Origin of the sequence: uncultured Shewanella sp. (assembly GCF_947501665.1) — a bacterium.
Taxonomy (GTDB): Bacteria; Pseudomonadota; Gammaproteobacteria; order Enterobacterales; family Shewanellaceae; genus Shewanella.
This window is the reverse complement of sequence record NZ_CANMWS010000029.1, coordinates 12,479-35,679: the sequence shown is the minus strand read 5'-3', so window position 1 is coordinate 35,679 and position 23,201 is coordinate 12,479. Positions and strand designations below refer to the sequence as shown.

Annotated in this window: 20 protein-coding genes; 12 read left to right on the top strand and 8 right to left on the bottom strand. The window is 38.0% G+C overall.

What is annotated here, in order from left to right; genetic code table 11:
• Positions 1–17 precede the first annotated feature (17 nt).
• A complete protein-coding gene (locus Q0976_RS19440; RefSeq protein ID WP_299495537.1) occupies positions 18–2,147 on the bottom strand; it encodes a tetratricopeptide repeat protein in 2,130 nt (709 codons plus the stop codon).
• Between the two features lie 118 nt (positions 2,148–2,265).
• Between Q0976_RS19440 and Q0976_RS19435 the strand changes: the two genes are divergently transcribed.
• Complete coding sequence (locus Q0976_RS19435; protein ID WP_299495536.1) at positions 2,266–4,068, top strand: PDZ domain-containing protein; 1,803 nt, start codon at positions 2,266–2,268, stop codon at positions 4,066–4,068.
• A gap of 53 nt (positions 4,069–4,121) precedes the next feature.
• Here the strand turns inward: Q0976_RS19435 and rdgC are convergent, their stop codons facing one another.
• The gene (gene rdgC, locus Q0976_RS19430) at positions 4,122–5,030 is read right to left on the bottom strand and encodes a recombination-associated protein RdgC (protein WP_299495535.1); all 909 of its coding nucleotides are present in this window, start codon (positions 5,028–5,030) and stop codon (positions 4,122–4,124) included.
• Between the two features lie 266 nt (positions 5,031–5,296).
• Here rdgC and Q0976_RS19425 point away from each other — a divergent pair, with 266 nt between their 5' ends.
• The 5 genes from Q0976_RS19425 to Q0976_RS19405 all read left to right on the top strand — a co-directional run bounded on the left by Q0976_RS19425 (position 5,297) and on the right by Q0976_RS19405 (position 11,168).
• Entirely contained in the window at positions 5,297–6,352 is a 1,056-nt protein-coding gene (locus Q0976_RS19425; protein WP_299495534.1) for a porin, read from the top strand.
• A gap of 486 nt (positions 6,353–6,838) precedes the next feature.
• Positions 6,839–7,525, top strand: a complete 687-nt coding sequence (gene phoB / locus Q0976_RS19420; RefSeq protein ID WP_299495533.1) for a phosphate regulon transcriptional regulator PhoB — start codon at positions 6,839–6,841, stop codon at positions 7,523–7,525.
• Between the two features lie 591 nt (positions 7,526–8,116).
• Positions 8,117–9,409, top strand: a complete 1,293-nt coding sequence (phoR, locus tag Q0976_RS19415; RefSeq protein ID WP_299495532.1) for a phosphate regulon sensor histidine kinase PhoR — start codon at positions 8,117–8,119, stop codon at positions 9,407–9,409.
• A gap of 110 nt (positions 9,410–9,519) precedes the next feature.
• Positions 9,520–10,491, top strand: coding sequence for a phosphate ABC transporter substrate-binding protein PstS family protein (locus tag Q0976_RS19410; RefSeq protein ID WP_299495531.1), 972 nt, complete (start codon positions 9,520–9,522; stop codon positions 10,489–10,491).
• Between the two features lie 548 nt (positions 10,492–11,039).
• The gene (locus tag Q0976_RS19405) at positions 11,040–11,168 is read left to right on the top strand and encodes a hypothetical protein (RefSeq protein WP_299495530.1); all 129 of its coding nucleotides are present in this window, start codon (positions 11,040–11,042) and stop codon (positions 11,166–11,168) included.
• Between the two features lie 418 nt (positions 11,169–11,586).
• On the opposite strand, the gene Q0976_RS19400 is transcribed toward Q0976_RS19405, so the two are convergent.
• A complete protein-coding gene (locus tag Q0976_RS19400) occupies positions 11,587–12,069 on the bottom strand; it encodes a glutathione peroxidase (RefSeq protein WP_299495529.1) in 483 nt (160 codons plus the stop codon).
• Between the two features lie 578 nt (positions 12,070–12,647).
• Complete coding sequence (locus tag Q0976_RS19395) at positions 12,648–14,033, bottom strand: RsmB/NOP family class I SAM-dependent RNA methyltransferase (protein ID WP_299495528.1); 1,386 nt, start codon at positions 14,031–14,033, stop codon at positions 12,648–12,650.
• A 185-nt stretch (positions 14,034–14,218) separates the two neighbouring features.
• On the opposite strand from Q0976_RS19395, the gene Q0976_RS19390 reads away from it, so the two are divergent.
• Together Q0976_RS19390 and Q0976_RS19385 are read left to right on the top strand one after the other, a co-directional pair.
• Positions 14,219–14,782 carry an alkylphosphonate utilization protein gene (locus Q0976_RS19390; RefSeq protein WP_299495527.1) on the top strand — a complete coding sequence of 188 codons (564 nt, stop codon included), beginning with the start codon at positions 14,219–14,221 and terminating at the stop codon, positions 14,780–14,782.
• Positions 14,783–14,855: 73 nt separating this feature from the next.
• Positions 14,856–15,308, top strand: a complete 453-nt coding sequence (locus Q0976_RS19385; RefSeq protein WP_299495525.1) for a YaiI/YqxD family protein — start codon at positions 14,856–14,858, stop codon at positions 15,306–15,308.
• Between the two features lie 89 nt (positions 15,309–15,397).
• Here the strand turns inward: Q0976_RS19385 and Q0976_RS19380 are convergent, their stop codons facing one another.
• The gene (locus Q0976_RS19380; RefSeq protein ID WP_299495523.1) at positions 15,398–16,666 is read right to left on the bottom strand and encodes a dicarboxylate/amino acid:cation symporter; all 1,269 of its coding nucleotides are present in this window, start codon (positions 16,664–16,666) and stop codon (positions 15,398–15,400) included.
• Between the two features lie 471 nt (positions 16,667–17,137).
• Here Q0976_RS19380 and Q0976_RS19375 point away from each other — a divergent pair, with 471 nt between their 5' ends.
• Positions 17,138–17,755, top strand: coding sequence for a fumarylacetoacetate hydrolase family protein (locus tag Q0976_RS19375; protein WP_299495521.1), 618 nt, complete (start codon positions 17,138–17,140; stop codon positions 17,753–17,755).
• A 102-nt stretch (positions 17,756–17,857) separates the two neighbouring features.
• On the opposite strand, the gene Q0976_RS19370 is transcribed toward Q0976_RS19375, so the two are convergent.
• On the bottom strand, positions 17,858–18,550 hold the full coding sequence (locus Q0976_RS19370) for a tRNA (adenine(22)-N(1))-methyltransferase TrmK (protein WP_299495519.1): 693 nt from the start codon (positions 18,548–18,550) through the stop codon (positions 17,858–17,860).
• Positions 18,551–18,628: 78 nt separating this feature from the next.
• Positions 18,629–18,856, bottom strand: a complete 228-nt coding sequence (locus Q0976_RS19365) for a hypothetical protein (protein WP_299495518.1) — start codon at positions 18,854–18,856, stop codon at positions 18,629–18,631.
• A 247-nt stretch (positions 18,857–19,103) separates the two neighbouring features.
• Between Q0976_RS19365 and Q0976_RS19360 the strand changes: the two genes are divergently transcribed.
• A complete protein-coding gene (locus tag Q0976_RS19360) occupies positions 19,104–19,841 on the top strand; it encodes a cytochrome b/b6 domain-containing protein (RefSeq protein ID WP_299495517.1) in 738 nt (245 codons plus the stop codon).
• Between the two features lie 81 nt (positions 19,842–19,922).
• A complete protein-coding gene (gene rsmS, locus Q0976_RS19355; protein WP_299495516.1) occupies positions 19,923–20,111 on the top strand; it encodes a pleiotropic regulatory protein RsmS in 189 nt (62 codons plus the stop codon).
• Positions 20,112–20,199: 88 nt separating this feature from the next.
• Here rsmS and Q0976_RS19350 read toward each other — a convergent pair whose 3' ends face one another.
• Complete coding sequence (locus Q0976_RS19350; protein ID WP_299495515.1) at positions 20,200–21,438, bottom strand: SLC13 family permease; 1,239 nt, start codon at positions 21,436–21,438, stop codon at positions 20,200–20,202.
• Between the two features lie 416 nt (positions 21,439–21,854).
• On the opposite strand from Q0976_RS19350, the gene Q0976_RS19345 reads away from it, so the two are divergent.
• Positions 21,855–23,081: an MFS transporter gene (locus Q0976_RS19345; protein WP_299495514.1), complete on the top strand. Its 1,227-nt coding sequence runs from the start codon at positions 21,855–21,857 to the stop codon at positions 23,079–23,081.
• Positions 23,082–23,201 lie beyond the last annotated feature (120 nt).

Below are 23,201 nucleotides of genomic sequence, written 5' to 3'. Positions count from 1 at the left end.
GGTTGTTAAAAATGGATTTAGGGCCAGATAATACCGTTTTTGTCCCCATTGGTTTCAATTTTAATGAGTCCTCGTTCAATATTGCGTTTTAATTGCGGATATAAAGGAGGAGTGAAAATACTGGCGGGTGCGAAATCTAATGTTGTCATGGTCACGTAAGTGTCTTGCTGAGGACCTAAACTTATTGCGCCGGCCAGCATCATTTGGGCGGTACCAAAATGAGTTTCCAGATCAACTTTGATGGCAGGATCGGCATGTAAGGGTAAATTTAATAAGCCGACATGAAGGCTTGTTTGCCATTGGTGGTTATTGAGACAATCTCGAAATGTATGCATGAAACAGGTGGCATCAGTATTATCTGGCATAAAGAGTGCAAAAACTCCTGGGCGAATATAAAAGGTCTCTGTGTTTAATGCTTGGCTTATTGCTGTATATTGTGCTTGATGTAAATCACGGCTGTTTTTCAAATCTAAAGTGAAATCAGCATTAAGTTGTTCACTTAATGCACATAAGGCGATACAGCAAGGTTGATTGATATTCGATTTTGATAGTCTTGAAATAAAAGCATTATAGTCAGGTAAATTGGTAATAGGATCGGTATTTAAGTATTGTGATTGTTCAGTGAGCTTGATAGCCATAAGGCGTCGGTTACGCCATAAGCCTAAATAAGCCATGCTCAAAAAAATCATGAATATAATCATCACGGCCAATATAAATTGGTAACGATTTTGTAAATTAATATCGCTATTATGTCGATGATTGGCATTAGTCAGTGTTGATTGGAGTTTTTGTTGAGCCAAAATAGCATTGGCATGGTGATTGTTTTTTTTGTGGATTTGAGCCGTAGAGTCTAATTGTATCCAATTTTCTAGTGCGGATAATGCAAGAGCATATTGATTTAAATGTTTATAAGCAGTGATTTGTAATTGTAATGCTTGTTTTTTCTCTTCGAGTAAGTTGAGCTGATCCGCATTATCAAACGCATTGATAGCAAACATTTTCGCGGGAGAATATTGATTGATTGCGAGTGTTGTCTGTGCGAGAAGCAAATCATTATAGACAAGATAATGATGGGCCTTTTTATCGGAAAAAATGATATCTGCTTTTTTGAGGTAACTGTAAGCGGTTTTATAGTCTTTACTTTGAAAGTAAGCTTCACCAAGGTTATGATAATCAATAGCTTGACCAATAAAATAACCTAAATGAATATCCGATTGTAAGGCTGTTAAATGGTAATCGATGGCGTAATTCCATTGTCCTTTTTCAGCATAAATCATGGCCATTAGCCTGATGGAAGCAATAACTTTATGCTCTTTTTTTATTTTTGTATAAATAAGTGAGGCATCTTGAGTATATTTGAGCGCGTTATCCCATTGTTCTAAGCTTTTGTAAACTCGTGCAACTTGCATATAAAGTTCAGCCCTTAAAGCGGGCATTTTGATATGTTCAGATAAAATGATTGCCTCAGTAAAATGCTCTAACGATTCTGTTAATTCTTCTTTCGTTTGATGATAGCGGCCTAAATAAATCTCAGATTTTACAATTAGATACTTATTTTTCATTGAGAATGCAAGGGTTTTACATTGATTTAAATATGAAAGAGATAAATCATTTTGCTTAATCATTCTATACATAATCCCTAGCTCTTCATAGAGAATGTACTTGAGTAAACGTTCTTTGGGAGAAGATTGTAACCCTATTTTTTCCAGTGCTTGTTTATACAAGTCAATGGCGCCAGTGTAGTCTTGGACGGTTTGTTTTAAGTAGCGTCCTTTTAACATCAATAACATGCTGTGTTCTAAGGGTGTTTCTACGATGGTTTCCATTGATTTAATAATTTTTTTTGCACGTTGGTAACGTTCATTCGTCGTGAGTTGGGTATTGATGTCAGTAAGTAGATAAAGCCGAGCCAGTTGCAATAGCTGATGTTTTAATTCACTACTGGTCAGTGAGCTGGTTCGAACCAATTGAGAAAAGTCAGCTTGGTTATTAAAGCTAAAGCGAGTCGGTAGACTTGTGAGTATGTCTTGTAATACAAGGTGGGGGTTTTCTCTTAATTTCACTTCGAGTAAAAATTCATTTTCCGATCTCGCTGTAAAAGAAAGCATTAATAGCGCAAGGGGAAGTAATAACAACAAGAAACGCATAAAACCGCTAGCCTTTATTCACTTACAAGGATTCTTTTTTGATTATACCAGTATGCTTGATTCTAATGTTATACTTTTATTTTTTAATTATAAATTATAATAACATAATGGTGTTTTAGTGAAAAAGTCAGTTTCATTTGTAACTCTTTGCGGCGCATTTTTGAGTTTACCTGTATACAGTGATGTTAATTACTTTATTGATATTGTTGAGCCTGAGCATCATCTTGCTCGTGTGGATATTCAATTTCCGAAAACACAATCGAAGATGTTGACGGTGAATTTGCCAGTTTGGCGAACCGGAAAATATCAAGTGTTACCTTTGTCGAATAATATTCGTTCGTTTACTGCGACGGATCCTCAAGGAGAGCCACTGCCTTGGCGAAGAGAGAGCAGTGGGGAATGGCAAATAGTGCTAGATAAACCGACGAGTGTGACAGTTTCTTATCAGTTACATGCAAATTTACTGGGCCAAAGAGTCAGTCATATTAATGGCACCCATGCATTTTTAGATGCTTCAGGCACCTTTATGTACAGCCCTACTTACAGAGAAGATAAGGTTAACGTACATTTATCCGTACCCCAAGAGTGGAAAAGTTATTCGGGTATGGAAAGGGGAGAGGGTTTACATCATTTCACTGCAATGAATTATGATGTGTTGGTTGACTCCCCGATTGAGTCGGGCTTAAGCCAGTATCGAGAGTTTAATGTGGATGGTAAGCAATATGGACTCGTGGTCTGGGGAGAAGGAAACTATGATCTTCAGCAAATAGTGACAGATTTAACCAAACTAAGTCGCCAAGCTTCTGCCATTTGGTCTGATTATCCTTTTTCTCGTTATTTATATATGATCCATGCAACAAGTGGAGAAAGTGGGGCAACAGAGCATCTTAATTCTACTATCATTCAAAAGCCCCGTTTTAATTTTCGTGATAGAGAAGATTATCTCAGTTTTATTAAGACTGCTGCACATGAGTTTATTCATACGTGGAATGTGAAGGCTTATCGGCCTAAAGGTCTCGTTCCTTATGATTATCAGTATGAAAAATTAACGCCGTTATTATGGATATCAGAGGGGTCAACCAGTTACTTTCAAAGTCAATTGTTATTAAGGGCGGGTGTGATCACTGCTGAAGAGTTTTTTGATGATTTAGCCGAGAGAATTACTTTGAGTCGACATACGCCTGGAAATCAAATTCAATCGGTATCTGAAGCCAGCCAAAATCAATGGGTCAGCGCTAGGGGAGATTATTCGGTAAATAATAGCGTGAGTATATACTCTGAAGGCTATTTGGCCTCACTTGCTTTGGATTTTTCATTATTGAAAAACACATCGAATAACGTATCTTATCGAGATGTGCATCAAAAGTTATATCAAGACTTTTCAGTACCTAAATCTTATGATGTGGATGATGTAAAAGCTATTTTAAAGACATTATCAGGCCAAGATTATCAACAATGGTGGTCTCAATATGTGGAGTCACCAGTGCAATTGGAATTTTCTGAATTACTGGAAACTGCTGGAATCGTCATAACTTATAAAGATGGAATGAGAGACATCCCTTTTACAGGAGTGACGTTTGAAGAAGGGAGTTTGGTTATGTTAGAAGTATTGCGAGATAGTCCGGCTTGGAACGCAGGTCTCACTTTAGGCGATGAATTAGTTGCGATTAATGGCTTAAAAGTGACACCTGAAGAGCTTGAAAAACGTATCCAAGATTTTACTGCTGGGCAGACGATTACTTTGACTGTTTTTCAAGAGCAACAATTAAAAGCTGTGCCTGTGACGTTAGCGGCGCAGCCAAATAGTCCATTACAGTTAAGCAGTGTTAAGTCACCGACGAGAGAACAAAAAGCCTTTTTGACAGCGTGGCTAGGTATAGAATGGCCTTTTGATGAAAAAGGGGAATGGATAAAACTGTAACAGTTGAAAGAATGGCAGCCCGTTATTGAGGCTGCCATTTTTATTCGTGGGGCTTAATGCTCTTCGATATCCCCTAGCGCCTCAATCAATGTGTTGATAAGTGCGATGAGTTCGGAACTCATTAATGCAAAATCGGCATCAAGACGCGTTAATGGATCTTCATCGGCAACATCATCATTTTCTGCTCTAAATTCTTCAGAAAACTTAAGTCGTTTAAGGCTTGCATCTGATTGGATTAAAAAAGCGATAGATTGACCAAAATGTAAGGCTAGTTTGTGTACTTGCTTACCGACTTCAATATGGGCAAGCACTTCATCTTCACTCAGATCTTGTTGTTTGAAACGTACGATTCCTCCTTCATCTGAATCAGATTTGAGTTCTGCCTCATCTTGCATTTCAAACCCTTGAGGGGCGTTTCCTATTTTGAGCCATTCAGTTAATTGGCTTTCTATGGGGGTTTGAAAGCTTAAGGGGACTATGGGTAAACTGCCTAAGGCTTTTCTTAATAATGCCAATAGTTCTTCAGCTTTCGTTGCGCTACTGCTATCCACTAAAATCATATTAATTTCTGGCAAAATTAATGCGTGAATTTGACTGCGTCTTGAAAAGGCACGAGGCAATAAACTGGTAATAATGTCATCTTTTAAGGCATCTTTCTCTTTTTTGGCTAATTGACGGTTTTCTTCCGTTTCAATCAGTATAACCTTTTCTTCTAATGCTTCTTTAATCACTTGGGCTGGAAGAATTTTTTCTTCTTTAGTGGCGCATATAAGATGTCTATTCTCTGCTGTATGAACCAATGCTTGTCCTAGCTTCCCTAAGGCATTAGAAAAACCAAATTGACTGATATCTTGACTTGAACAAGGTGAGAAAGTGAAATCAGAAAGTGATTGTTCAAGTTTTTCTGTATCAATATCAAAGGGTTTGTTGAAGCGGTAAAGGGTAAGGTTTTTGAACCACATATATAGCACACCTAGTGAGAAATTAAGCACAGAAGTGTAAGGCATTGTCGAGTGTGGGTAAACTCTAATCCATACGTTCATTTTGATTATTTATCCGTAACAGGAACAGAGATGAAAATCCGGAATACTCACATTTGATTAACAACAAACCTTTTAATTAATTTAAATGCATCATAAGATAATTATTGAAATAAAAATGAAATAAAGATGTTGCATTATAGCGCTCGAAAACCAATAACGAAGGCGAATTAACGCCAAAGGATGAATTGATGAATGTTTTTCATAAAACTCTATTAGCTTCCACGCTGGCTTCACTCACTTTGGCCTCTGCTCAGGCTGCTGAAGCAACACATACAACGAATAAACAAGAAGTTGAGACAGATATTAATATTGACAGTGAGCGTGGAAATACCATGCAAAGCCAACAAGCCTCAGATGATGCGGTGATCTTATACGGCAAGCTCAATATTACGGGCCAATATAACGATGAAAATGGCGATACTGAAAACACTATTCAAAGTAATGAGTCTCGTTTAGGGGTTAAAGGTGGCTATCAAATTACAGATTCACTTGAAGCTTTTTATACCATTGAGTATAAGGTGGATGTGGGCTCTGATAGTTCGGATAACTTTACAGCTCGTAATCAATTTGTTGGATTAAGAGGAGATTTAGGCTCACTGGCTGTGGGCCGTAATGACACGATTTTTAAACGTTCAGAAGGTAAAGTTGATCAGTTTAATGATTTAGATGGTGATATTAAATATCTGTTTAAAGGCCAAAATCGTATGGCACAAACAGCAACCTATTTAACGCCTGATATGAATGGCTTTAGAATTGGTGCAACTTATGTCGCTGATGCAGAAGCGAATCAATATGGTGAGAATGGGTATAGTATTGCCGCATTTTATGGCGATAAAGCTTTAAAGAAAACCATGTTTTATGCATCAGTTGCTTATGATGATAATGTGAAAGGTTATGAAATCTTACGTGCGACTGCGCAAGTTAACATCATGAAACTTAAACTGGGCGCGATGTACCAGCAACAAGAAGAAACCTATGATGAGACAGGTGCTGTATCGGGTAGTCGTGAAAATGGTTATTTATTAAGTGCAGCTTATCCTATAAATGATTTTACGTTAAAAGCACAATATCAAGACATGGAAGATGTTGGTCAATCTTGGGCTGCAGGTTTTGATTATAAGTTAGCTAAACCAACTAAATTGCTTGCTTTTTGGATAGATCGTACCTACGACAGTGCTTATACAGGCAGTAGTGAAGAAACCGATAAGTATTTTGCTGTCGGGATTGAACATAAATTCTAAAAATGTGACATTGCATTCATTGAAAAAGTAAGATAAAACAAGGAGGCATATACCTCCTTGTTTGCTATACCCGTGACACTTCCAAGCTGCAGGATTCAGCTGAACATAGAGCCTAGCATTCTAAGCCGATGTTTAATAACACAGTATAAAAGGCCTTGCTTTTACATATAAAGAGGCCAGCCCTTTGGGAGTGTGTAAAAGCACCGACTTCTACGTTGCATCATCTTAAAAGGCAATAAGCATTTCGGCAATAATACGCCTTGAATTAGGCACTTTTACGCACTCTGAAAACATGCATCTTGAAGTATCACGGGTATATATTAAAACGATTTGAAAACATACACTTTTAAGAGACTTGAGTATGTTGTGTAAAGTTAACAAGACGAGAATATTGCTTTTGAGGGTAAATATCGTGCGTTGTTTCATATTTTTGTAATAAAATTGACCAATAATAGTCGTGTAAAATTCACTGATAGAAGATTAATTATGACGGCAAGGATATTAATTGTAGAAGATGAGTTAGCTATTCGAGATATGCTAACTTTTGTGCTCGAGCAACACGGTTTTAACACTATTGCTGCAGAAGACTATGATTCAGCTTTAGCTAAGCTTTCTGAACCCTATCCTGATTTGGTCTTACTTGATTGGATGTTTCCTGGTGGCAGTGGCATACAGTTAGCAAAGCGTTTACGCCAAGATGAGTTTACACGTCAGATCCCAATCATCATGTTAACAGCACGAGGAGAAGAAGAAGATAAGGTGCGTGGATTAGAAGTGGGGGCCGATGATTTTATTACTAAACCTTTTTCACCCAAAGAATTGGTTGCGCGGATTAAAGCGGTGATGCGTCGAAGTGCGCCAACCTGTTTAGAAGATACGATTGATGTTCAAGGTTTACAACTTGATCCTGTGAGTCATAGAGTCACTGTTGGTGAAGTTGCGATTGAAATGGGGCCTACTGAGTTTAAATTATTACATTTTTTTATGACGCATCTTGAGCGTGTTTATAGTCGAGAGCAGTTACTCGATAATGTCTGGGGAACCAATGTTTACGTTGAAGATAGAACTGTCGATGTGCATATTAGGCGTTTACGGAAAGCGATACAGTTTGGTGGACATGATAGATTGATACAAACGGTGCGAGGAGCAGGATATCGGTTTTCAGCTCGATGATAATGAGTTAATATTCTAATGGAAATAGTAATGATTACCTCTATAGTAATCATCTGATGATAATACAATATTCGCTTTTCATGATAGATATACGGTGGTTGATATATGACTAAAATTTGTTTAAGTTATGTGTAGACTTTAGGTTCTATCATCAGTTGATTATTTTAGTTATTTTTAAGTATTGGGGATAACAAGGTTTCTAGGTTTATGTTGAAGAGACTGAATGGATTAATGAGTTTGTTGTGTCTCTAATCCCCAGATATTTAGAATTGTTAATCATTTGGTGTACTTCACTTGTGAAATACCATTATTTAAGAAGAATGACATAGCAATATGTGTGGAGACATTAATCATACTTGTTGGCGGCTTAGATTAGATAACTTATGGGATGAATATCATTGCTAGAGTAAATTGTATTATACGTAATAGCATATTGAAAAGTCAGATTAATGGAATACTGTATAGTGTGATAGGTGGCTGCATTATAAATACTATTTGTATAATATTGGTTGTCTATCAATGAGGCTAGCCTGACGTTGTTTATTTCTTTTTTGAATGTGCGGTGTTTTAGTGCCGTATTTAGGTTGTATTATGCTTAATTCCTATTCGGGTTCCCGTCTGTTCTTTCGTTTAGTTTTTTTCTTGTTTTTTTGCTTTTCTCTGGGCTTATTACTCGATAAAGTCATGGAAATAGTCTTACTAGGCAGTATTGGCTTGTTAATTTGGCATTATCATCAAATTTCTAGGTTAAATTATTGGTTATGGCATGACAGACGATTAACGCCTCCAAATGGCAGTGGAAGTTGGGAAGGGGTGTTTAACGGTATTTATCGCTTACAAGGGAAAAATAGAAAGCGGATTTCTCAATTGGCTTTTATTTTAGGGCGTTTTAGGCAAGGTGCTGAAGCCTTACCTGATGCCGCTGTTGTGCTCGATTCTGAATATAATATTTTATGGTGTAATCAGTTAGCTCGTTTATTATTAGGGTTGGTCTGGCCTCAAGATAATGGCCAGCGCATAGATAATCTTCTTCGTCATCCTGACTTTTCTTTATATTTAAAAAAAGGTGACTATGCAGAGTCTTTCGAATTGGCTGCACCTTTATCTGATACTGGAGTGCTAGAGATTAGGATTATGCCTTATGGAACAGGGCAGTATCTTCTTATTGCGCGAGATATTACCCATGTTAGACAGCTGGAAGGCATGCGAAAAGATTTTGTAGCAAATGTGTCTCATGAATTAAAAACACCATTAACTGTCTTGCAAGGCTACCTTGAGATGATGCAATCAATGGTTGAACCGGATTCTCCAAATGTAAAGGCTATGGAACAAATGCAGCAGCAAACGACGCGTATGCGTTTGATGGTAGAGCAGTTATTGGTGCTTTCACGTATTGAAGATGCCAGTAGTATTGATTTAGAACAAACTATCAATATGGGGGCTTTGTTTAAAACCTTAACAGAAGAAGCAAAAGCTCTCTCTCAGTCGAAATATCAACTGCACTTTTTTTGTGAGCAAAAATGTAATGTACACGGTGATGAAGTGCAATTACGGAGCGCTTGTTCAAATTTAATTTCTAATGCCATTCGGTATACCCCAGAAGGTGGCGTGATAGAGATCAGTTGGCGTCACACACCTTCTGGAGGTGTTTTTAGTGTTACTGATACAGGGGAAGGAATTGCAATGCAGCATATTGGTCGACTGACTGAGCGCTTTTATCGAGTGGACAGTGCAAGATCTCGAGGCAATGGAGGAACGGGACTGGGTTTAGCAATCACTAAACATGCTTTGAGTCATCATCAAAGTGAATTGAATATTGTCAGTGAATTAGGCAAAGGCAGTACATTTAGTTTTGTGATCCCACCGCATTTAGTCGAAATTTAACGATAATGTCATGACTGTCATTGTTGTGTCATCTTGTTGTCATAGACTTGTCATGGTCGCAATCGATACTGACTGCGTTGAAATTAATAGGCTGAATATCGGAGCAAGAAATGAAACTTAAACAGCTGATTAGCGCAGTGGGATTGACTGCCGCAAGTGTGTTTTCTGTAGGGACAATGGCATCTATAGATCCTAATTTACCAACTTACACAAAAACAAGTGGCGTATCAGGAAATTTGTCATCGGTTGGCTCTGATACTTTGGCTAATATGATGACATTATGGGCTGAAGAATTTCGTGAACTATACCCAAATGTCAATATTCAAATACAGGCGGCAGGATCGTCTACTGCGCCGCCAGCTCTGACTGAAGGGACATCTCAATTTGGTCCAATGAGTCGAAAAATGAAGCCAAATGAAATTGAGGCTTTTGAGAAGCATTACGGTTATAAACCTACTCGAATTAGGGTTGCTATCGATGCATTGGCCGTTTTTGTTCATAAAGATAATCCTATAAAAGGGCTAAGTATTGAGCAAATTGATGATGTTTTTTCTGCAACATATAAGTGTGGTGGGCAAGATGCGACTCGTTGGGGAGATCTTGGCTTAACAGGGAGTTGGGCTGCTAAAGATATTCAGTTATATGGCCGCAATTCAGTATCAGGCACCTATGGTTATTTTAAGAAAAAAGCACTCTGTAAAGGTGATTTTAAAGCCAATGTTAACGAGCAACCTGGTTCTGCATCGGTTGTTCAATCAGTTTCGCAATCATTAAATGCCATTGGTTACTCAGGAATTGGCTATAAAACAGCAGGCGTGAAAGCGGTTGCTATATCAAAGAAAGGCGAAAATTACATCGATGCTTCCCCTGAAAATGCGGCAAGGGGAACTTATCCATTATCTCGTTACTTATATGTCTACATCAATAAAGCGCCAAATAAAGCATTGGCTCCAATGGATCGTGAATTCATTCGTTTTGTTTTATCGAAGCAAGGGCAAAAAATTGTAGAAAAAGATGGTTATGTTGCATTACCTCGTGGAGTGATAGCTAAAGATTTAGAGAAAGCAGGTATTCGCCTCTAAACCCAAAAGAGATAAACATCACATATAAAAAATGGCAACGCTCAAATGAGGGTTGCCAATAACAATCAGTAAATGAAAAATGTGAACAATATCAACTAACCTCTGTGTTCAACAGCGCCGGGGTATTTATGTTATGGTAAGTGATGGTGCGCTAGCGAGCATCACTGCATTGCATATTAACCGGCGGTATTGCATTGAACGTGGTGATAGGTGTTCAAAATAAGATCTATCAGCCCAGTGCCAAGCCTTGTTCATGTCATTTTCCGAATAAGCACAAAATATGCTTAAATAGGGAGATGATAAATGATGAAACCATTCAAAAATAATCGCTTCATAATATCAGAGTGCTTAAATGCGCATAAGTTCCATTTTTTGCAAAAAAAATGAAAAATGGGTGAGGCTGCCTATTGAAAGCTGAAAAAGAAAGCCGAACATCAAGTGTCGAGAGCGAGTAGGTCATAAAGTGTTATAAAATGCCATAAAAAATGGCAACGCTCAAATGAGGGTTGCCAATAACAATCAGTAAATGAAAAATGTGAACAATATCAATGAACCTCTGTGTTCAACTGCGCCGGGGTATTGATGTTATGGTAAGTGGTGATGCGCTAGCGACCATTACTGCATTACATATTAATCGGCGGTATTGCATTGAACGTGGTGATAGGTGTTCAAAATAAGACCTATCAGCCCAGTGCCAAGCCTTGTTCATGTCATTTTCCGAATAAGCACAAAATATGCTTAAATAGGGAGATGATAAATGATGAAACCATTCAAAAATAATCGCTTCATAATATCAGAGTGCTTAAATGCGCATAAGTTCCATTTTTATGCAAAAAAAATGAAAAATGGGTATTAAACGAAAAGGGGTTAGAGGGAGAAAAAATAAAGTGACAGAGACAAAAAAGGCAACCTGCTTGATTAAATCAAGTGTTGCCTTTCGATCAATTTATTGATCAATGGGGATCGCTAAAACCCCCAAGGGAGAATGATGAACATAAAAAACATGCTCAATAAATTAGAGTGGCTTTATCACCATTAGTTCAAAAATTATCGATAAAAAAGTAAAAAAATAAATTGTTGTTTTTATTTAATGACTTAAAGTAAAGACAGAATATCTTTTTCTAATGCTTCAGGTTTAGTCGTGGGAGCATAACGTTTGGTTACTTGTCCACTCTTATCAACCATAAATTTAGTAAAATTCCATTTGATATTTTCAGATCCTAATATGCCTTTTGCTGACACCTTCAAGAATTGGTAAAGCGGATGGGTTTGCTTTCCATTGACCTCTATTTTTTGAAATAGAGGGAACGAAACTCCAAAATTTAATTCGCAAAAAGCCGTAATTTCTTCATTAGAGCCTTTTTCTTGTTGACCGAATTGATTGCAAGGAAAGCCTAAAATAACGAGTCCTTGGGATCGGTACTTTTTATATAATGCTTCGAGGGCTTTATATTGAGGTGTAAAGCCACATTGACTGGCGGTATTGACTATCAAAAGCACTTTATTTTCATACTGTTTAAAATTAATCTGAGTACCTTGTATGTCGACAGCTGAAAATTGATAGATAGAGTTTGCCATTAGAATATCCTTTTTATAGTAAATGTGGCCTAGGGCCTGTTGATCTTTGGTGAGTTTTTCTGCAGCAGTTTGTCGCTTCTTTATACAAGGCAGAGCTTATGCGGTGTCCTTGTTCTCGGCTTTGACTCCAGATGTCGCTCTACCTTCTCCATCCTTGGAGTCGTCGAACGTCACTCTACCTCCCCCCATCCATGGGGTCGTCCATAAATAAGCGATAACGCTGTAGAAAGGAGCGACAAGCGCTGTCCGTAGGATCCACTAAACGTGTTTTACTCTTTGTTGAGAGCCCTTTGTTAAAGAAAGAGGGCTTAGATCACTAGGCGTCATCCCTCCCGTCGCGATTAAAACACGTTTATTTGAACATAATTTAACCACGAAAGAACAATAGGCCCTATCATTATTTCCCTTTTACTGTATCGTTAAATTCAGTTGTGCACAATATATTTTGAGTGGACAATTGATTAAATGAGGATCGTAAATTTTGAAGGCGCCATGGCTGGAACGGTGAAAATAGAGGGCAAGCTCTTAAAAAGGGAGGGATTAATGCATTTTTTAAGAGCTTATGGTGAGATTAATATTTATTGATTTCGAGTCAATTTTGTGACAAACATGCCATCACTATTGGCTTCACATGGCCAGATAGTTAGCATGCTATGAGATTGACCTGTAAAAGGGTGGGTGAGTGTATCTAAGCTAAATTCAGGGTGAGATTGTAAGAAGGCATTAACCACATCTTCATTTTCAATGGAAGAAAGAGAACAAGTGGCGTAAATGAGTTTTCCTCCGACTTTCACGGCTTGAGCGCTACGGTTTAGAATATCAAGCTGAAGAGGGGCTTTGTCTTGAACAGCTGAAATGTCACTTATCCAACGCAGATCAGGATTACGTCGCCATGTGCCTATACAGCTGCAAGGAGCATCAACAAGAACACCATCGAAACTATTCGCATTGACGGGGAGTTCATTGTTTACCCAAGCTTGGGTTTTAATGCCTTTAAATTGAGCTCGTTTAGCCCGTTTATTTAACTCTTCTAGTGCTTTATATCTAACATCTGAGGCAATAATGTGTCCCTTACTTTTGGGATCTTGCCTCAACATTAACGAGCGCAGTTGTAACGTTTTTCCTCCTGCACCAGCGCACGCATCCCACCAATTTTCATTGGGTTTAGGCGCGCAGACATGGCCAATTACTTGTGAGGCTAAATCTTGTATTTCCAATTGACCTTGGTTATACAGTGAGAGCCCACTTAAGTTAATATTTTTGTGGCCTAAATGAATGCTGTCAGCGAAAACGGAATGTGCTTTGGCTTCAATACCTGATTTTTTTAATATTTCAACTAGTTGTTGGGTATTGATATTCTGTGCTCTTCCCCAAATAGGAGGACGAGAGCTAAATGCTTCAATAAGACTAGGTGTGTTTTCGTCAGTAAAAATGCCTATGTTTTTAGACCAATCAGGGACCAAGTCGAGTAATGGGTAGTCTAAAGAGGTGAGTTGTTCTAGTAATACTTGTTTATCTTGCAGGGGAAGTAAGTGCGCTTTTTCAATGATAGGTGTATCTTGACTCACCAATTCATTATTGGTGAGTAGATAGGGAGAAAGTAAGTGTGAGTGTGCGGGTTTAAGCTTCGCAAATGCTAGCCACGCATTGGTCAACTCATGCCAGTTATGCTTCTCAAATAAACCCGTCAGCCCCAGCTGCAAATACCAATTATGATTTTCTTCTTGTATTGCTACTTTTTTAAGCCAGCCCCACCAACGGAATAATGCAAATAAGGTCTCTCTGATCACTTTCCTATCTTTAGAGCCGTGTTTTTTATTGTCCCTGAAGTATTGGGCTAACACACGATCGGCCGGAGATCGAGTGTTTATAATTTCATTAAAAAGTCGTTGAAGTGTATTGCTATAACTCAGTGCACGTTTTTGCAGTGGGCTGAGTGCCTCAATATTGTTAGGGGTATCCATGAATAAGAGCCTAGATATGAATGCTGACGAGAATGACGAGCATGGATTAACATTGGTTCGGATTATACCCTGAAATGGTACTAGAGTGATAGCTTCAGCCTTGAGGTGAGTATTTCAAGTATTTCAAGTCTTTTGTCAATGGGATACAATACACCTCAATTTTGTATGGATAATTGAAAAGAGTTATGACCGCTGAATTACGTAAACGTTGTGAGAATAAATGCGAGCTTTGTGGCGCTGGTCCAGAATTAATTGCCTATGAGTTACCTTATTCTGGTGATAATCATGAAAATGAAATCATGGTTTGTCATACATGTCATGAGCAAGTGGTGACACCCGCCAAAATGGATGCGAATCATTGGCGTTGCTTAAATGACAGTATGTGGAGTACGGTTCCTGCAGTACAAGTGATGGCTGCAAGAATGTTGAAACGTTTACAGTTAGAAAGCTGGGCACAAGATTTAACGGATATGCTTTATTTAGAAGATGAGCTACAAGCTTGGGTTGATGCTGAAGCGGATAACGCAGAAGAAGAAAGTGTTGCTACGCTTGACAGTAACGGGGCTGTATTAGAAGCGGGTGATAATGTTGTCATCATTAAAGATCTTAATGTAAAGGGAACCAGTTTTGTTGCTAAGAGGGGGACGGCAGTACGTAATATCTCACTGACGAATAACCCTGAACATATTGAAGGGCGAGTCAATGGGACTCGAATTGTCATTTTGACTTGTTTTGTCAAAAAATCATAATCAAAGTTAAAGACAATTTTATAACCTCTAACTTAAGCTAGAGGTTTTTTTATGCTTTTTATTGGAGATAGAAATGAAAATTTGGGTCGATGCTGATGCATGTCCGGGAGTCATTAAAGATATTTTGTTTCGAGCAGCTGACAGAACGCAGACCATGACAACGTTAGTGGCTAATCATGCCATACGGATCCCATCTTCTGCATTTATTAAGGTTATCACGGTGCCAGCAGGATTTGATGTCGCAGATGATGAAATCGTGAAACGTTTAGAAGCGAATGATTTGGTGATCACCGCTGATATTCCACTTGCCTCAGAAGTGATTGATAAAGGCGCGGTGGCGCTCAATCCTAGAGGAGAGTTGTATACGAACCATAATATTAAAGCGATTTTAAATATGCGTGATTTTATGGATACCATGCGTTCAAGTGGTGTTCAAACTGGTGGTCCTGCTGCAATGAGTCAGGCTGAGCGGCAAGCTTTTTCTAATCAACTGGATAAAATATTAACGGCAAATAGAAAGAAATAAAAAACGCCAATCAAAATGATTGGCGTTTGATTGATTAATCTGACATTGAATACTACTTTATCGGCAGTCGGCGCCAGATTAACCTTGATTTAGCTGAGCTCTGCACTGGCTTTTGTCGCTGATGCTTGTCTTTGCTCTGGTGTTTTTTCAGAGTGATCAACGATACTTACCACTGCTGAGTCACCGACAACGTTAGTACTTGTACAGAACATATCGATAATGCGATCCAATGCGGCAACGAGTGCAATCGCTTCAATAGGTAATCCAAGCTGATGGATGAGTACGCCTATCATTACGATTCCACCACCAGGCACGCCACCGGCTCCTACAGAAAGTAAGAATACACTAAAGGCTAAGACAGGTAATTGACTGACTGTGATAGGGTGACCGAATGCATTTCCAACAAAGAATGCAGCAACAGTAATATAAATAGCAACGCCACTCATATTCATGGTGGCTCCCATGGGGACACCAAAACCAGCAACGCTTGATCTAACCCCTAATTTTTCTGTCAAGGTTCGCATGGTGACAGGAATAGTCGCATTTGAGCTTGCTGTTGATAAAGCAAATAAGAACTGCTCACTGGTTTTACGACGAAATTGTGAAGCAGGTATGTTAGTTGTCAGTCCCACAATAACGGGATAGACCACCAAGGCCCAGAAAGCCAGTAAAGCAATAATTAATGCCATGTAGCTAAAGACACTAATGAAAGCATCAGGCTCAAAAGTGGCGCCAAGTTTGACCATTAAGGCAAAAACTCCTATTGGAGCAATGCTCATCACAACAGTGATCATTTTTAGCATCACTTTATTTGCGTGTTGAAAAAATACGACGACAGGTTTGACTTCATCTCCGAGGGATTTGACAATGCCTCCTGTCAGTAAAGCCATAAATATGACTTGAAGCATATTACCTTCATAAAAAGCTTTGACAGGGTTACTGGGGATAATATTGACAATCATATCGATGAAGCCAGGCAACTCAGTGGCGGTCAAATGGGCATCTTTAGCGCCAGATAACATCATACCAGCACCAGGCTCTAGCCATAATGCAAAAGCAATGGCCACAACAATGGCTATCATGGTATTGAATAGGTATAAGGCAAAGGTTTTACTGCCTAAGCGGCCAAAGGATTTTAAATCTTGTAGTTCACTGACTCCAGTGACAATACTAAAAAAGACGAGGGGAACGACGAGCATCATAATTAACTGAACAAACATACTCCCTGCACCCGATGCCATATGGATTAAGGTACCTGTTGCAAAGTTATTTTGAGGAAAGCCATATTGAATAATTGTGCCTATTATTAGGCCGGAAAATAAACCGATAAAAATGCGCGATGATAATGATTTAAACATGAGTTTTATGCCTTCAATTATGTTGTTTATCTCTTTCCGTAGAGGGTTATGTCCATCTTTAGTGCTAAAAATACTCTTCGATATCTTCTTTATTAGCAAGTCTCTTTAATGATATTCAGCTAAAAAACAGGGTTGAAATGATAAAATCACCTATTTCGTTAATTATTGTTGCGTTATTGTTCTAGTTTGTTTCAAAATGTTTGGTTTAGTTGTTGTTTAGAGTTGCATTTTTTTTACTTGTAATCAAGTTATTGTTTGCTTAACATTTTTATTCATAAAAATTGAATTTTACTTTCGACTTTAGTCTATTTCTTGGTTTTACTCTTCATTATCGCTTGAATTTTATTCTATTTGTTTATTCATGCTATCTCGCCTGACTGAGTCATCAACTTTTGGTTGATATGAAAGCTTGGTTGTTATTGTATTTAATGTATAATTTCTATTATAAATGATTAAGTTAAGGGTGGTTTTGTGAAATATGTACAGTTAGATAAACAAGAAGTAATACCGTCTAAAATAGTGTGTGTCGGGCGTAATTATGTCGAGCATATTCAAGAGTTGAATAATACTATTCCTGATGAAATGGTGATTTTTGTTAAACCTAATTCAGCGATATCATCACAACTTCAGTCATTTCATGGTGAGGCTTTACACTATGAAACGGAGTTATGCTTCATGTACCAAGCTGGACGTTTTTCAGCAGTAGCTGTTGGCCTTGATTTAACGAAAAGAGAGTTACAAAGTCAGCTAAAGCAAAAAGGTTTGCCTTGGGAAAAATCGAAAGCATTTAATGGTTCAGCTTTATTCAGCGACTTTATTTCAATCGATGAGATAGACGCCTCTTTATCTTTTTCACTCTCTATTGATAATGAACAGATACAGGTCGGTGATATTGGCTTAATGATCCATTCTCCTCAGGCTATTTTAGCGCATATTTTAAGTTTTATGTCTTTAGAGGACGGTGATATTGTTATGACGGGAACACCTAAAGGAGTGGGGAAAGTTAAACCTGAAAGCCATTATTGCGCCAAGGCGATGCTAAATGGTGAAACGCTAATAACAAGAGAATGGATTGCAAAGGATGAATAAGTAAGCTGAACTCGGGGGAATGAGTGTTAAGTCATCATTAGAATACTATTACTATCAATTGGTTAATATTAGTGGTATTTAGCAGCGCAGCTTAATTCTTGTTCAGGTTAAGTCGATTTGTAAGGGATTATCTGGCGATAAAAGCGCTTGATAGGCCTCGATAGGACTATTGTCTGCGCGCTCTGAGCCTCGAGCGATGTTTTGGTAATGTTTAAGGGTTTTGGCTAAATAGTCTTGGTGATCTTTTAAGTTGAGATCCCACATTTTACCGATAGTGGATAATGACTTTTGACTTTGTGTTGAGACATGAATGACTTCATAAAAGCGTTGATTGTCTTTAAGCAATGTTTCCTTGACTAAGCCAAGTTGATATTTTGCTAACATCTGTCTGAGTTTATAATGATGATGAACAGGACATAATAAAAAATCCAATGGATGCTCCGGGTGGGCGTTTAAAATCATTTTGATAATTTGAATGGTGAGATCACCGCCAACGCCAGCGATGATGATCAATTGAGATGTTGAGGCTGGTGCTAGTCTAAGAGTTTCTGCCGTTTGGCAATGTAATTGCCATGAGCTTTTATCGCTTCCTTGTTGTGGAAAGAAGCATTCTAGTTTATCGCGTAGTGATGTGATTAAGTGAGGAACTGTATCAACAAAATGGATTTGAGCGTTCGTTTGTTGCTTGAGTAATGCCGCACCGAGTAAACCGTGATCGCAGCAGCAATCCCATATATGGTCATAATCTTGATTGATCATGCTGTTAATGTGATGTAATCGGGGACTTAATTTCAAAGGAAAGGCTCAACTGTAATAAATGGGCAGATTCAAGATGGTATTCATGTGGATTTATGTTAAGTATTGCGTGCGGAACTAGTTTATCTGTTCCATATCCAGCTCTATATCAGTACAGCCTTTTTTACAATATATTCCCGATACACTCGCAGGTTGCTTGGGTACCGGTAATTTTAATAACAATGTTTGGTTACAGTTGCTGCACAACACACTTTGGCCTTTAAACACGCGCTTTATCATGTTTTTTTGTTCGTTATACGACTGAGTCGTGGCTTTATTAATATTGGAGAAATCCATTTTTGTCATGATGTTTAGCCTTTACTGCTTATGTTTTCGCTCAGAGTAAGAGCCTGACATAATTTCAAATGATTTTCTCAATTATACCTAACCCCGCTTTCATCTCACAAGTGAAATATCCTTAAATGTAAGGGAGCACGAGCTTGTCATTGGCTTTGATACCGATCAAGGGTAAATCGTTAATATTCGATTTTGTTTGCTTTAACAAGTAAGATGTCCGCCGAAATAAAAGTTGTGTTTGTAGAGGGGAAATCAAATGAAGTCTGAGTCGCAAAACCAATTTACCATTGCTGTTTGGGATTTGCCCAGTCGAATTTTTCATTGGATGAATTTATTTTTAGTCCTCATGTTACTTTTTGTCGGCGTTATTATGTTATTTAAGCCCGAGTTAGGGATCACAGGTTTAGCGGCTAAAATTAAATTAAAAGAGCTACATATCATTATTGGTTATGGCTTCGTGATTAATCTTGTGATCAGGTTAATATGGGGGTTTGTGGGGAACAAATTTGCTAGGTGGAGTGCGTTAACGTTTAAAAAGGGTGAAATAAAGCAGTATGTTAAAAACGTTAGAGGCGATAATACTTCACAATATATTGGGCACAACCCTCTTGGGAAAGTAGCCGTTATTTTGATATTGCTAACCTTAGTTATCATTAGTGTCACGGGGCTTATTCGTGCAGGAACAGATGTGTATTATCCTCCTTTTGGCCGTATGACTCAGCAATTTATTGCGCAAGAAAATGTTGAGCCAACATTGATTAAGCCTTATGACAAAACCGGTGTTGATGAGAATAAATATGCTTTCTTGAGTCCTTATAAAGGCTTGGCGGGTAAAGTGCACTTGTATAGTGTTTATTTTTTGATGTTATTGATTTTCTTTCACGTGTTAGGTGTGGTATTGGCGGAAATAACTCATCAGCCGGGTATTGTATCAGCAATGATTTCGGGTAAGAAATCACATCTTCGGACACCTAAAAATGATGTCAAGATGTAAGGAAATAAGTATGTTATGGGCTGAGATGGTCGTTGCGCTTGGCTTGATAGTCTTTATTGAGATCCCCTTTTGAGAATAATAATGAGCCAAGATAACGATATGACAGATAGCAATGAAAACAAGAGACATCCTTTAGATTCAGCTTCGGCTGAGGTTAAGTTAGCAGTAGATTTGATTTTTTTATTTGAAAGCAATGATATTGATCCTCACGTTGCTTTACAGGCTTTGTCTATAGTGAAAAAAGACTTAGAGTCTAAAATTAGCGAGTAGTATTCTGGTTCATTGCGATATTCATACTTTGGGCCACCTTGCATAATGATTTGCTGTGGCTCTAGTAAATTTGAGTGTGAATAAAAACTTAGGACATGACAAAAACAATCCATATGTAACTAAAAATAAGAGAAACAATTGTAATTGGAAGTAGGGTTAAAGCAAACTCCCAAAAACTGAAGGGTTTTACATTAAATTTTTCAGCTTGTTGTACCACAATGACATTGCTTGCTGCACTGATAATAAAAAGGTTTCCTGCCAGTGTACTGGTGGCTGATAATAACATCATGGTAGGCAGTGATTGCTGAGTCAACAGCTGTAAATAAATTTCAATTAGTGGCACATTGGAAAATAGTTGGCTACCCCAAAAACTGATCATTGTTAGCAGTGGAGGGTGATCAAGCTCATTGATTTTGGGCCCTAACCAGGTTTGTAAGTCTCCAGAGGCAAGTACGGCTCCAGTGACAATGAACATGGCAACGAAAAATATGAGTGTGGGCCAGTCGACTTCTTTCAAGACTGTTTTACGGTGTCGGTTAAAGCAATAAACAGGTAAACATGCAATGAGGGCTATGACACCAATGGGAAGATGATAATTTGGGTTAATGCTAATGAGAATGCTATCACCTAAAATCATTATGATAAGCATGCCTACACTTAAATATGCCGGCCAGGTACTACCGTGATTGGGTTTGGGAAGGTCAGCATGTTCTTGGCAGGGACTTCCCCACTTTTTTTGCACGTAGAGTAACCAAAAAAAAGCGAATAGCATTGAAAAAACGGTTGGAACAATTAACCAGAGTGCAAAGCTACTCATTGGGTTGGTGATATGCCCCTTAGCGGCAATGAGGATATTTTGAGGGTTACCTACAGGTGTTAACATGCTGCCAATTGTCACTGAAGTACATAATGCAATGAGTAACAAGGTTGGGCGAATTTTTAATAATCTGGCTAAAGTGAGCGCGATAGGTGTTCCGATTACCGCAGCGGCATCATTGGTTAATACAGCAGCTGTTATGCCAGAAAATACCATAAGAAACAGTAAAGAAATAGAAATACTAGGGTGATGTTTGTTCAAATAATCACACATACGATCGGATATACCACTATCATATAGCGCAGCAGCAATAGAAAAAACACCAAATAAATACGCAATGACATTCCAGTCAACCCCTGTAAAAGCGCTTTTAAAGCTTACCTCCCCCATGAGAAGAATAGCTATGGCGCCCATTGACATGATATGCCAAATACGAAGCCAAGAAGGTAGCCATTGCCGAATTGAGATTAAAATAAAAATAATGATGGTGATGATTAAACTAAATGACATAATGATGCCTTATTGATGGTGACTCATTAATAAGATTAGGGCTATATTCTATAGCTTGTGTGGCTACCATGACGCTATTTTAACGTGATTTTAAAAATTGATTATAAATAAGATATACATTGTTTTTTTGTTAATTTTATGCAAGAGATTGATTTATTAAATTATATTGAACATTTGTAGTTTTATATTACTTACTATCATTTTTTACTAAATTAATTAGGTTTGTTTATATTGATTTATTTTGTTTATCAATATTCTAGTTATATATCTGGAATAATAAATAAAGCATAAAATAATTTCATTACTATACTCATAGGATATGATTAATTATTATTCATTATATCAATAATGCCAAAATTGTATAAAAAACCATATGATTATTCTTTGTTTGTTCATTTATAGGGTTGATCTGAACTATGCACAAACCTCTATTGGGTATTAATTTCTTTTTAGGTGATGTTGGTGCAGGTCTTGGGCCTTACCTTGCTATCTATCTCATGTCTATTTTGCAATGGGATCCAGGAAAAATTGGCATCGCCTTAGCTATCACTTCTATTGCGACAGTGATTATGCAAACACCCGCAGGTGGGTTTGTTGATGCGACTCATCGCAAACGTTTATTGTTGATTATTTGTGCGGTTATTATCGCGATATCGACAGTGACGATTGCCCTTAACAGTACACCTTGGATTATTTATTTTTGCCAAGCGCTCATTGGGGCTGCCGCTGCATTTTTAGGTCCAACAATTGCTGGTATGACGTTAGGAATTGTAGGCGGACGCCGTTTTACTCGACAAACCAGTGCCAATCAAGCTTGGAATCATATTGGTAATGTCTTTGCGGCTGCAGTTTCAGCCATATTAGCCTTATGGGTATCAGCTTTAGGTGTATTTTGGCTAGTGGCATTGATGGCCATTGGGTTGGTTATTTGTACTTTATTGATAGACCCTAGGGAAATCAATCATGATCGAGCGCGAGGGGCGATGGTGACTCCTCAAGAAACCATCAAACAACCTTCAGGGTTTAAAGTGTTACTGCTTGATCGCCGTTTAGCTATTTTTGCTTCTAGTATTTTGTTATTTCATTTTGCTAATGCGGCTATGCTACCTTTGGTTAGTCAGAAGCTATCTTCGGGAAGTAATGCTGAGCATGGTATTGCATTTACTTCTGCTTGCATTATAACCGCTCAATTCGTTATGGTTTTTATGGCGATATTTTGTGGAAAGAAAGCCGATATTTGGGGGCGAAAACCTTTGTTTTTAATCGCATTTGCCATTTTACCTATTCGAGCTTTGTTATTTTCATTAACGGATACATCTGTTTATTTAGTGATGATCCAAGCGTTAGATGGCGTCGCTAATGGTATTTTTGGCGTGCTTTTTTTATTGATAGTTGCTGATTTAACCAAAGGTTCAGGTCGGTTTAATATTGTGCAAGGGGCGTTGGCAACGCTGTTAGGTATCGGGGTCTCTTTGAGTAATCTCATTGCAGAGCAAGTTGTAGAATTCACGAATTTCGACACAGGGTTCATTTTCTTAGGGTTGGTAGGTCTTGTTGGATTGTTTGTTTTTGCTGTATTTATGCCTGAAACATTGTCTAGAAAAGAAGTGTCTAGCGTTAATGTTGAGACTGAATTGTCATAATTATTCCTTTTTTATGATTTTTTAATGTTATCGATTAAAACAAATTCAATCTTAGGGTAGAATACCGCGCTTAGAATGAGCATGGATTGCTCTTTTGAAATATTTCTTTTTATTATTAGA